At 54.1% G+C, this 12,661-nt stretch carries 7 protein-coding genes and 1 pseudogene; 2 read left to right on the top strand and 6 right to left on the bottom strand.

The features are described 5' to 3' along the window. The first annotated feature begins 250 nt into the window (after window positions 1–250). Complete coding sequence (locus HNV11_RS22365; RefSeq protein WP_171741782.1) at window positions 251–700, top strand: peptidylprolyl isomerase; 450 nt, start codon at window positions 251–253, stop codon at window positions 698–700. A 77-nt stretch (window positions 701–777) separates the two neighbouring features. Here the strand turns inward: HNV11_RS22365 and HNV11_RS22370 are convergent, their stop codons facing one another. The 3 genes from HNV11_RS22370 to HNV11_RS22380 form a co-directional block, all read right to left on the bottom strand. Beyond that, complete coding sequence (locus tag HNV11_RS22370; RefSeq protein ID WP_171741783.1) at window positions 778–1,617, bottom strand: ThuA domain-containing protein; 840 nt, start codon at window positions 1,615–1,617, stop codon at window positions 778–780. A gap of 51 nt (window positions 1,618–1,668) precedes the next feature. Continuing rightward, window positions 1,669–2,478, bottom strand: coding sequence for a TspO/MBR family protein (locus HNV11_RS22375; protein WP_171741784.1), 810 nt, complete (start codon window positions 2,476–2,478; stop codon window positions 1,669–1,671). 66 nt (window positions 2,479–2,544) lie between these two features. Further along, the gene (locus HNV11_RS22380) at window positions 2,545–4,536 is read right to left on the bottom strand and encodes an OmpA family protein (RefSeq protein WP_171741785.1); all 1,992 of its coding nucleotides are present in this window, start codon (window positions 4,534–4,536) and stop codon (window positions 2,545–2,547) included. A gap of 222 nt (window positions 4,537–4,758) precedes the next feature. On the opposite strand from HNV11_RS22380, the gene glpK reads away from it, so the two are divergent. Then, a complete protein-coding gene (gene glpK / locus HNV11_RS22385) occupies window positions 4,759–6,264 on the top strand; it encodes a glycerol kinase GlpK (RefSeq protein WP_171741786.1) in 1,506 nt (501 codons plus the stop codon). Between the two features lie 32 nt (window positions 6,265–6,296). On the opposite strand, the gene HNV11_RS22390 is transcribed toward glpK, so the two are convergent. From HNV11_RS22390 to HNV11_RS22400, 3 genes and pseudogenes are all read right to left on the bottom strand, one after another. After that, the gene (locus HNV11_RS22390; RefSeq protein WP_171741787.1) at window positions 6,297–7,406 is read right to left on the bottom strand and encodes a mechanosensitive ion channel family protein; all 1,110 of its coding nucleotides are present in this window, start codon (window positions 7,404–7,406) and stop codon (window positions 6,297–6,299) included. Window positions 7,407–7,502: 96 nt separating this feature from the next. Then, window positions 7,503–8,974, bottom strand: a pseudogene (locus HNV11_RS22395) (DUF1501 domain-containing protein). 3 nt (window positions 8,975–8,977) lie between these two features. Continuing rightward, window positions 8,978–12,439 (bottom strand): DUF1553 domain-containing protein, encoded by a 3,462-nt coding sequence (locus HNV11_RS22400; protein WP_171741788.1) that lies wholly within the window; start codon window positions 12,437–12,439, stop codon window positions 8,978–8,980. Window positions 12,440–12,661 lie beyond the last annotated feature (222 nt).

Below are 12,661 nucleotides of genomic sequence, written 5' to 3' on the forward strand. Positions count from 1 at the left end.
TCTAAACCATTCATACTTGAACGTGAACATCAGGCAAGTTAGTTGTATTATCCCGAAAAATACGCACCCTATAATTGTCTTATTTCAAGAAGTAATTGATCAGGGGTGTTCATAGTCAGGAAAGCGAAATCAGAATTGAATTTTACCTGCTTAATCGAATAATTGATCGAAAGTGATTGATTCCGTTTTTTGCGTCGCCCGGATTTTAAAACCTTGTAATTTTGTGCCCGCAACAAAATCTGTCACAGTTATGCCAAAGGCACAAATGAACACCGACAAAGGAACCATGCTGATCGAGTTTTTCGAGAAGGATGCGCCAAAAGCAGTCAACAACTTTATTACCCTTGCTAAGAAAGGCTTCTACAATGGGGTTTCGTTTCACCGCGTCATTCCGAACTTTATGATTCAGGGTGGCGACCCAACCGGCACCGGCGCGGGCGGTCCGGGCTATACGATTGACTGCGAACTGACGGGCGACAACCAGTACCACGACCGGGGTGTGCTATCAATGGCCCACCGGGGACGTAACACGGGCGGCTCCCAGTTTTTCATCTGCCACAATCGCCAGAACACCCAGCACCTCGACCGTAACCACACGGTTTTTGGTAAGGTAGTTGAAGGTCTGGACGTCATCGACCAGATCCGGCAAGGCGACAAAATCAACAGCATTACGGTGCTGGAAGACGAAACGTCTGCATAGGCGATTCGCATTTACCGTAAGGGGTCGGTTGAAAACGTAGTGTTTTCAACCGACCCCTTACGGTTTTAAAGATGCTGCTACTTCAGGCGGCCGCCTAACCACAGGAGCCCATTCAGAATTAGCTTGTTCTGTTCGTCATTGTTGAACGTAAACGACAGCTCCCGGTTGGTTTTGTTCTCGTAGTCAAGGTCATTGTGGCCCATGTTCAGATAAAGCATCCTGTACTTTTTGTTCGTCCAGACAACGGGATAATAGCCACTATGCCAGATTTCATGGGGTTTCGGGCCGGTGCCCAGCGGGAAACTGGTCGAATCGATTGATACCAGGATAGTAATGTCGGGGTTCTGACGTAAATCATTCTGCCACCGGTACCATTCGTTCGGAGCCGATTTGAAGGTCTGTGGTAAATGCCGGGTGACGGGATGGGTCTGCTTTTCGACCCGCAGGATTGCCGACGTGGGCCGCCAAGTATTACTGCCATAAGCTCCCGAGCCCAAAAATTCATTGTGATACCAGTCCCAGTTCTGCGGATAGGCCGAAGGCGTCAGCGCGAAAGCGGCAAAATGGAAGCCCATCCAGGCTCCGCCATTTTCCATATAACGCCGGAACGCTTCGCGCTGAGCGGGCTCCTCAGGCCGGGTGTCCAGAAAAAGCACAACCTGATAGCGGGCAAGAAACTCCGTATTGAGATTAGCCCAGTTGCTGGTCGAGTCGAAAACAAAGTTCTGATCGGCGGCTGCTTTGGCAAACCAGCGGTTGGCTTCGTGCACGAAACTGATGTGCGCCTGGTCGTTTCTGGCCGTATAAAAAGCAATTACGTTAAAGGGTTTGGCATTACTCTGGGCTTTTGCGGAGCCGACGACGGCAATCAGACACACCAGAGTCCAGAGGAAGACCGGCTTACAAAATGAATGCATATAACTTTTTCAGTAAAATCGGCTACGATTAATTCACAGCGATATACGTCATTACGTAAAAGCCGGTGCTTTTCGCGAGATCATCCCCATGATAGCCAGCAACACGGCCACGATAGCGCCAGCCCCGGCAATTATCTGCACTGGTCGATATGGCTGCTGTTCAACTACAATTGCTACGTAGGCCCAGGCAAACACCAGAATATAGGCCAGACTACGAAATCGGTTAAAGACAAACGCGCCAATGACTAGGCCAACAATCAGCACCCCCATGGCCCAGGTTTGTTCGCTAAGCCCCATCAGACTGAAATCCGTAGCCTTCAGGTAAACCGCTACGTTCAGGATGGTAGCGACCGTCAGCCAGCCAAAATAGATCGAGAAAGGAACGCGGGCTAACCAGGTTTCAATAGGTGTAGCGGGCGACTCGGGCAGGGTAGCATCCAGGTCAGGTGCGACAATCGGAACATCAGGCCGGGCCAGCAACCGATGCTCAATAACAACCAACGACACTAGCATGATCAGAATAACCAGTAATGCCAGACCAATCTGTTCGTTGTTGAACAACGGACTCCAGATTGCATTACAGAACGCATTCAGCACAACCAGCCAGCCCACCGCCCGAAGCCGCGGATTGTCTCGCTGCGATGGCAGGGCCTGATACACGGCAAAGGCCAGTAAGCCCAGGAAAATGAGACCCCAGATGGAAAAAGCGTACCCCGCTGGTGTAATAAGCGTATGGTATTTGTCAGACACCTGTCCGTTCGTCTGCCCGCCGAACACACCCGCATTCGACAGGTAGTTCATCACGATCAGCGAGATAATGCTGAACACGACGAGGAACTGCCGTAATTTGTCGTTCTGCATAATTGAAAACGTGCTGATTGATCTCATTATCAACCAGCACGTTTCGGGAATGTTTGGGCGGACGCTTTACAGCTCCAGAATCTTGAACTCCGTTCGGCGGTTACGCTGGTGTTCTTCTTCGGTTTTGGCGTTTTTGACCACCAACTGCGTTTCGCCGTAGCCCCTCGCCGTCAGACGGCTGGCATCAATCCCCTTCGACACGATGTAATCCACCGCTGATTTGGCCCGGTTCTGCGACAGGCGCAGGTTATAGGCATCCGGAGCGCGAACGTCCGTGTGCGAGCTAAGCTCAATCTTCAGCGTCGGGTTATCCTTCAGGATTGTCACCAGTTTATCCAGTTCCTCGGCGGCATCGGGGCGGATGTTATACTTGTCGAGGTCGTAGTAAATATTCTCCAGCACGAACGTTTTATTCAGCGTCGCCTTGTCGAGCAGGATCGCTACATTGAACGTCGTATCAGTCTGCGGCTTCGTCAGGAAAATAGCGGGAATACTCTTGCCCTGCATCGTAAACGGCTCCCGGCGGGTCAGATACCCTTTACGCTCGGCCAGAATCGTATAGTCTTTACCTTCTTGCAGCGGATATTTGCCGAACGTCCCCGGCTGACCGGTCGTTACCTCGGCAATGGGCTGGCCTGTAGCATCGTCAAGAATACGTACGCGGGCCGAATCAAGTGGCGTAATAGGCGTTTCATTGGCAGAAACCGTACCGGCCAGGAAATACCGCACTGTTTTGGGCGCATTCTCGGCAATTGTCGGCGTTTCAGGCGCGGCCCCTTCCTGGAAGAAATAAATATCATCGTCACCCTTTCCTCCCGGCCGATTGGACGCCAGATACCCTTTGGTTGGTTCGGTATAGATCAGGCCAAAATCATCGGCGGGTGAGTTGATAGGCTGACCCATATTCTCGACCCTCGTAACGCCCCCTGAGCGGGTCGCCACAAATACGTCCAGTTTGCCCAGACCGGGATGCCCGTCCGACGCAAAATATAGCTTGGCGTCGGGGCCGACGTAAGGAAACATCTCATCGCCGGGCGTATTGATGTCACGGCCCATATTGACCGGGCGGCTAAACCGGCCCGACGCGTCGATGCTGGTACGATACAGATCAATCCCACCGGCTCCACCGGCGCGGTTCGAGGCAAAATACAGGGTTTTACCATCGGCTGAGAACGCGGGCGAACCATCCCAGGCGGTTGAGTCGCTGATGGGCAGCCGCAGCGGCTGGCTCCACGCGTTGCCTTCGCCCAGACGGCTGATGAACAAGTCCACGTCCAGACCGCCTTTACGTTTACCATTATTGCCCCGCGCCAGAATCATCGTCTTTCCGTCTTTAGAAAAAGCCGGTGTCCCTTCGTTCACATCGCTCTGGAAGATATTCGTGCTGAACAGTTCCGGACGGTCTGTCGGCGTCGTGCTACCGGTTTCGTCGGGATTCTGTGTCAGCTTGGTCCGGTAGAGGCCCAGCATTGGCTGGCCGTTGTTTTTATAGATCTGCTCTTTCCGCGAGGCCGTAAACACCAGTTCCTCGCCCCGCACAACCGGCGCAAACTCCGCCCCCGGCGAATTGAGGTTGCTCATATTACGCAGCGTGATGAGCGACTTGTTTTTAGCGATTACGTCAATAGCTTTCAGTGTTTCGATTTCACGCTTGGCCTTATCCAGTATTGGTTTGGCGGTCGTTCTCGGCGCTTTAGCCACGAACTGCTGCAACTGCTCCAGAGCGCCGGCGTAGTTTCCCTGCGACTTTAGCGCGTAGGCATAGTTAAAGCGGACCTCCGGCTCGGTTGTGTTGGCTTCAATGGCTTTCTGGTAGAACGGAACAGCCTCCCCAAACCGGTTCGACAACCGATAGGACTCAGCGGTGTAGTAATTCAGCCGGGCGGGATCAATAGTCCCCTTAGCCGCTTTTTGAAACTGAGTTAATGCCAGATTGTATTCTCCGGCCTCGTAATGGCGGACGCCTTTTTTGTAAGCCTGCATGGCTGAGTTGCAGCCCGTCAGCCCACCAGCCAGGCCAAACGCCACCAGCAACGCAGACAATGTATTGATTCTCATATACCTAAGTAAGCAAAACGGCAATTTCATGCCCAAGATAATCCAAATTTGGGCGGGTCTTAATTTTAACGAATACAATCGGTTTTTATTGAGGATTGTTTGGCCCTGAAACCGGGTCGAAAAATAGCGTTTTTCGCCTTTCCTGTCGGGCAAGTTACACAGTCTTACCAGTATATTCCCAGCCGAATTGCGTTTACCTGTCTTCATCTGTTATTGAACCCTATGCCTACCTACGTAGCCGCTATTGATCAGGGCACGACCAGTACCCGCTGTATTGTATTTGACCGGCAGGGCCAGATCGTTTCCCTGGCTCAGAAAGAACATAAGCAGATTTATCCGCAGCCCGGCTGGGTTGAGCATGACCCGGAAGAAATCTGGCGCAATACGCTCGAAGTGGTGGCTCTAGCCCGCATCAAGGCGCATTTATCGGCGGGTGATATTGTGGCCGTAGGGATTACAAACCAGCGCGAAACTACCGTTGTCTGGAACCGCCGGACCGGTAAGCCGTATTACAACGCCATTGTCTGGCAGGATATGCGCACGGCCGATTTAGTAGCGGAGTTCGCAGCCGCCGACAGCACAGGTCAGGACCGTTTCCGGCCTCAGACGGGTTTACCACTCGCTACGTACTTCAGCGGCCTGAAACTGAAATGGTTGCTCGACCATGTTCCCGGCCTGCGCGAAGATGCCGAACAGGGCGATGCGCTCTTCGGCAATATGGACTCGTATGTTGTCTGGAATTTAACGGGCGGCACGGCCGGTGGTCTACACCTCACTGATGTTACCAACGCGAGCCGGACGCAACTCATGAACCTACATACACTTGCGTGGGACGATGAGCTTCTTGCAGCGTTCACAGTTCCCCGCGCCATGCTCCCTCAAATTCGGCCAAGCAGCGAAGTGTATGGAACCGTTGCCTCAGAGGTTCTGCCGGGTGTACCCATTGCGGGTATCCTAGGCGATCAGCAGGCGGCACTGGTCGGTCAGACCTGCTACGAACCCGGTCAGGCGAAGAATACCTACGGTACGGGCTGTTTCCTCCTGATGAACACCGGCACCGAGCTACGTCCCTCTACCTGCGGCCTGCTGACAACGGTCGCTTATCAGTTTCAGGATGGGCCCGTGCATTACGCCCTCGAAGGCAGCGTAGCCATTACCGGCGCGCTGGTGCAATGGCTGCGCGACAACCTGGGCATTATCAAAAAAAGCACCGACATTGAAACGCTCGCCCGTTCGGTCGATGACAATGGCGGAGCATACTTTGTCCCTGCTTTTTCTGGTCTCTACGCGCCCCACTGGAAGGCCGACGCGCGGGGCGTGATTGCCGGTCTGACCCGGTTCGTGAACAAAGGCCACCTAGCGCGGGCGGTTCTGGAAGCAACCGCTTATCAAACCGTCGATGTTGTTCGGGCTATGGAACAGGATGCGGGCGTATCGCTGCAATCGCTGCGCGTCGATGGCGGTATGGTCGTCAATTCGCTACTGATGCAGTTCCAGGCCGATGTTCTGAATGGCCCGGTGGTTTGCCCGCAGATGACCGAGACTACCGCCCTCGGCGCAGCCTATGCAGCGGGTCTCGCCGTAGGCTACTGGCAGAATCTGGACGATCTGCGGCAAAACTGGGGCATTGCCCGCACCTATGAATCCGCCATGGACGATGCTCAGCGAAGCCGGTTAATGCGTGGCTGGCAGAAAGCCATCGAGCGATCGTTTGGCTGGGAAGAGTAAACAAAGAAAGGCGGCTGATGAACCGCCTTTTTTCAAACCTCGCGCGAACGCATTTCCTCCGCCAGCATCAGCCGCGTCTGGGGAAAACTTTGCGGATATTCGTCGCGTATAAACTCGATAAGCTTTTCGCGGATATGGCAACGCAGATCGAAGGCCGAAGGCGCATCGCGGGCCGAAAGCAGCACGCGCACAACCAGGCATGTAGGTTGCGTATCGGTCACCTGAACGGCAAATACTTCCCCATTCCAGAGCGGATCGGCTTCGGCAAGCTGGCGTGCCTTTTCCCGAACTTTATCGACAGGTACGGCATAATCCAGATACAGAAACACGGCACCCGTAATAGACGCGTCGTTACGTGTCCAGTTCTCAAAGGGCGTTTCGACAAAATACGTGATGGGCAGAATCAGCCGACGCCGGTCCCAAAGCCGGACGATAACGTTCGTCAGGTTAATTTCTTCGATACGTCCCCACTCTTTTTCGACTACGACGGCGTCGTCTAGCCGGATCTGCTGGTTGAGCGCAATCTGAATACCCGCCAGGAGATTAGCCAGTGTTTTCTGAGCCGCAAAACCAATCAGGACCGACACCACCCCGGCCGACGTAAGGACGCTTAGGCCCACTTTCCGACTACCCTGAAACGTAATCAGCAGCAGCGACGAACCGATAATAATGACGCCAAGCGCAACCAGCCGCCGAACGAAGCGCACCTGCGTGACGAACTTCCGCTGCGACAGGTTTACATCCTGCGTTGTATCGTACTGACGAATCAGCAGCAACTCGCCGACCTTCAGGAGTTTCACAACCAGCCAGGTCGTTGAGAGCAGAAACAGAACCTCGGCGGTTTTGTCGGCTACCGGATGCCGACGCAGAAATCGCGCCGACTGAACATTCGTCGCAAGCAAGAAGAACAGCGACGGCACAAATACCCAGAAAGCCCAGCGGGCGTGCGCCTTCAGCAGCGCCAGCGTCTGAAATGGTCGCCTATGCACAATAAACCGGGTTGTCTGCGTCACAATAACGTCAACCACCAGACCCGCCAGCACAGCCATTATGAGCAGGACCCAGCCCGACAGGTCGCGGTTGGGAACGTAACCAGCCCAGCGAATCAGTTCACGAATCCATGTTTCGAGTTGATCTAACATGGTGCAAAAGTACGGGCATCTAGTTAAGGCAAAAAGCCGAATGCAGAAAGGTTAGTCAGCACCCCCTTCTGCCTTCGACTTTTTACGTTGCATTTTTCAGGCCAACAGCGGCTTAACGACTTTGCCGTGTACGTCCGTCAGTCGGTAGCGCCGACCCTGGCTTTTGAAGGTAAGCTTCTCATGGTCAAGGCCGAGCAGATGGAGTACCGTAGCCTGAAAGTCATGAACATGAACGGGTTCTTTAACCACGTTATAACCAAAGTCATCAGTTTCGCCGTACACCATTCCTTTTTTAACACCCGCGCCCGCCATCCAGATTGAAAACGCCCGCGGATGATGATCGCGACCGTAGTTATCGCGGGTTAGCTTTCCCTGCGAATAGGACCCACGCCCGAACTCCCCCCCCAGATGACCAGCGTATCGTCCAGCAGGCCCCGTTGTTTCAGGTCCATAACGAGCGCAGCCGAAGGTTGATCGACGCTCTTCGTCTGAATCTTGATATCGTTGGGCAGGTTACCGTGCTGATCCCAGCCCTGATGATAGAGCTGCACAAACTTTACGTCTTTCTCGATGAGTTTACGCGCCAGCAGGCAGTTGGCGGCAAACGTACCAGGTTTCCGGCTTTCGGAGCCGTACATATCAAAAATATAGTCTGGCTCCTTCGAGATATCGAGCGTTTCGGGCACCGAGGTCTGCATTCGGTAGGCCATTTCGTACTGCGCCATTCGGTTGTTGATTTCCGGGTCCAGCACGTGCTTAAACTGCTCCTGATGGAGTTTGGTCAGGTAATCGAGCATCCGCCTACGGCTCGTTTTATCGATACCGGGCGGGTTGTTGAGGTAATAAACCGGATCGGGTCCCGACCGAAACACCACGCCCTGATGCACCGATGGCAAAAAGCCGTTGCTCCAGAGTTTGGCGTACAGCGGTTGGTCGCCGTCGCGCCCTTTGGAAAGCAGTACGACGAAGGCCGGCAGGTTCTGATTGTCGGAGCCCAGCCCGTAGCTGATCCACGAACCAAAGGACGGACGACCGGCCTGCTGACTGCCCGTCTGGAAAAACGTTACGGCCGGGTCGTGGTTAATCGCTTCGGTATGCATCGACCGGATAAACGTCAGGTCGTCGGCAATGCGCGACGTATGGGGCAGCAATTCGCTGATGGTCATCTGGCCCGGACCGTAACGGGCAAATTTATATTTCGATGCCGCCAGAGGGAACCGGCTCTGTCCGGCCGTCATACCCGTCAGTCGCTGGCCTTTACGGACCGATTCGGGCAGATCCTGCCCCCACATGGCTTCCAGTTTTGGCTTGTAGTCAAACAACTCCAGCTGCGATGGCGCTCCGCTCTGAAACAGATAAATCACCCGTTTTACTTTCGGCGGGAAATGGGGTTTCCCAACGGGCGGATTCTCACCTGAGGAACCCGATACGCCACCGAACAGGTTCGCCGGATTCAGTAACGACGCCAGCGCAATAGTTCCCAAGCCCGCACTGGTCTGGCCCAGAAACGTCCGGCGACTAAGCTGATCGTGGACATTGTCGAAGAGTTGGTCCCGAGAGTCAGACATGGCTTATCGTTTGATTATGGCTTCGTCAAAATTCATTAACGTACTCGTTACCACCGTCCAGGCGGCTAACTCGGCGGGGATCAGACTCTTATCAACCGGGTACTTGCCCACCGATAGCAGTTCTGCGGCCCGTTTTGGATTACCCGTAAAATCAGCCAGTTCTTCGTCGTATAACTGCTTCATTAAAGCAAACTCCTTCGGCCGCGGCAGGCGGCTCACAATCGCTTTGAACGCATCGGTGATTAATTGATCGGCCCGAACACCTTTGCACAGCGAACGTTGCGCCAGTACCCGGGCGGCTTCGACGAACTGCGGATCATTCAGCGTTACCAGTGCTTGCAGGGGCGTACTGGTTTTTTGGCGTTTTACGATACAGGTATGCCGTTCAGCCGCGTCGAAATTCAGCATCATCGGCGGGGGCGAACTTCGCTTCCAGATCGTGTACATCGACCGGCGGTACAAACTATCGCCCTGGCTCTGAACGTATTTCACGGCGTTCCGGGTGGCCAGCGCTTCCCAGATACCGGCTGGCTGATAGGGATGGACGCTCGGCCCGCCAATGCGTCTGGTTAGCAGACCACTGGCTGCTAACGCGTTGTCGCGAATCTGCTCGGCCGACATCCGATAACTGGCTCCGCGTGTCAGGAACGTATTGTCCGGATCAGCCTCCCGCACCCGTTCAGGCACCGCCGACGACTGCCGGTATGTCGCCGACATCACAATCAGTTTCTGCAGCTCCTTCATATTCCAAGGCTGCACACTTTTGCCTCCTTCCCTGAATCTGACAGCCAGATAATCCAGCAGCTCGGAATGGCTGGGCAGAGCACCCTGATTACCAAAATCATCACTGTTTTTCGCCAATCCCTGCCCAAAATACTGTTGCCAGACTCGGTTCACTATGACCCGGCTGAACAGCGGATTCTCAGGTAGTAAAAGCCATTTGGCCAGACCAAGCCGGTTTTTAGGCAGGTCGTCGGGCATTGGGTTAAGGCTGTGCAGAACGGCAGGCATCACCACCTCGCCCGGCGCATCGTAAACCCCACGCTTGAGCAGGTGAGTCTGCCGGGGGTATTTACGTTCCTGCATCACCATGACCTGATCGGAGTTGGTGTAGAGCGTCAATTGTTCTCCGCGTAGTTTCATTGCCTCCGCAAAAGCCACCCGATAGACCGGGTCCTGCGTTGTCACATAATAGGTGTACAAACCTGCCCGTTGCGCCGGAGTCCGTTGGGTAACGGGCGTCCGCAAAGCCGTTACCAGCGCGTCGGGCGCACCCGCCAGCCGGGGCATCTCGATGGGTGTCAGACAGCGGTTATAAATACGTAACTCATCAACGGCGAAGTCCTTGTAGAAATAGTCGTGCATCCGTCCGACGTAAAACGAGTGTTGCGCCCAATGGCTGCGGTCTTTACCGTACACCATACTATGCTGAAGATTATCGGCAATGATTCGTGTGCGCAACGGCTTGCCGTTCAGGTACAGCGTAAGCCCATTGGCCCGACCCCGGCCATCATACGTAAAGGCAACCTGAAACCAGGCGTTAACGGGTACTTTGTCAACCGATTCAATATCCAGCGCATTGGCAGGCCAGACATGGCTAAGCGTTACTTTCAAACGTCCATCGGCCAGCAGATCAAGCTGGTAGCCACGCTGACCATCCATAGGACCCGTCGTTCGGCCGAGCAGCGTGGCAGCAATGCCCGGTTTGGACAGTTTATACCAGCTGCTGATGGTAAACGGCTGGTTCTGTTCGAATACGGCAAAATCGGAGGGCAGACTAATATAGCTGTCGCCGGGCAGGAAACGGGCCATGCCAAAACGACCCGGTACGGTATACGGCAGGTTGTCGGAGTCGCCACCCAACCAGGCAGGAATCGTATCGTTGACCCGGTTCGTAAAGGCATTACGCGGGTCTTTCATCAGCTCCGCCTTTGTCTTACGTTTGGGCGGGTCCTTCTTTTCTGGCTTTTTCTCAGCTTTTACGCCGGGTTTCTTACGGGCTTCTTCCAGCTTTCGCTTTGCTTCCTCCAGTTTCCGTTTTTCACTTTCAGCTTTCAGATAGGCTTTAATATCGGTGCGGTCGGCTTCATCAAACGTGTAATGCGCGATTAGCCCCGAGTCGTTAGCTACTACCGACTGACGTTCATTTTTCGCCAGCCACTGGCTAAAGCGCTGCTGATAGTCGGGCCGGTTGGTGTTCAGTTTCTGCTCCAGTGGCGTTAAATGCTCCCGGATAAATTTCAGTTGCGCATCCGTCGCGGGCGTTGTCAGCGTAACGGTTGGCGCAGCCTCGCCGTTGTAAGGAATCTGCCCGCGTTCGTTGTTGCTGTTGAAGAAGGCAAACAGCGAGAAATAGTCTTTCTGGCTGATTGGATCATACTTATGGTCGTGGCAGCGGGCACATTCGGTCGTTAGGCCCAGAAACGCCTTCCCGAACGTAGCGGTGCGGTCAGCGACGTACTCCACGCGGTACTCTTCATCAACAATGCCACCTTCCTGGCTCTGCTGGTGATTGCGGTTAAACGCCGTTGCAATCAGTTGGTCGCGGTTGGGTTTGGGAAGCATATCACCCGCCAGCTGCCACGTAATGAATCGATCGAAGGACAAATTCCGGTTATAGGCCCGGATAACCCAGTCGCGGTAAGGCCACATGGTGCGCAGACCGTCGTCCTGATAACCGTGGGTGTCGGCGTACCGGGCTACGTCGAGCCATTCAACGGCTTGCCGTTCCCCATAGTGTGGACTGTTCAGCAGCCGGTTCACAACTTTTTCGTAGGCATTGGGGGACTTATCAGTCAGGAAGGCATCCACTTCGGCGGGCGTCGGTGGCAATCCCGTTAAATCCAGGCTAACGCGCCGAAGCAGCGTTGTTTTATTGGCTTCAGGCGCATGACGAAGTTTTCTGGCTTCCTGTTTAGCCAGCACAAACCGGTCAATGTCGTTTTTCGCCCAGGTTTCGTCCTTTACCTTCGGCACTTCCGGCATCGTTGGAGCAATCAGCGACCAGTGCTGCTTGTACTCCGCGCCCTGTTCGACCCAGCGAATCAGCAGGGCTTTTTCTTCGGCATTCAGCGTCAGATGCGATTCGGGCGTTGGCATCATCTCATCCGGATCGCTGCTAATGATCCGATGAACTAACTCACTGGCGTTCAAATTGCCCGGCACAACGGCCGTATGGCCCGTTTTAGTTAGGGCCTGATAGGCCCCATCGGGCGTATCGAGTCGTAAGCCAGCCTGCTGTTTGGCCTTATCGGGGCCATGACAGGCAAAGCAGCGGTCCGATAGAATCGGTTTTACGTGCAGATTGTAATCAATTTGTTCGGGCAGACTGGCTTCGGCAGCAACGATGTCGGCCGGCATTTCGACCGAATTCCGACAAGCCGTTAGCCAGACCGACGCGCCAAACAACCCAGCCGTCGCGCTAAGGATTAAAGACCGAAATCGTATGTCAGACCAGGTAAGCATCTAAACGGATGAAATGATTACAAACCGATTCTACAAAAATAACGATGAAAAGTACAAGAAACTCGTACTATTTTACCTCGTTCATCGCAGATTTTAGCGTTCGCAGGTCATGATATACGTATAGAGGGCTATCTTGGCAGCCATAGCATTCTGATTTAGTACTTAAACCAACGAGTGAGTCAGGCGTTTATCGGCACCTGACAAAGCGGTGTGCATAGGATT

It is taken from the genome of Spirosoma taeanense (assembly GCF_013127955.1).
Classification (GTDB): domain Bacteria; phylum Bacteroidota; class Bacteroidia; order Cytophagales; family Spirosomataceae; genus Spirosoma; species Spirosoma taeanense.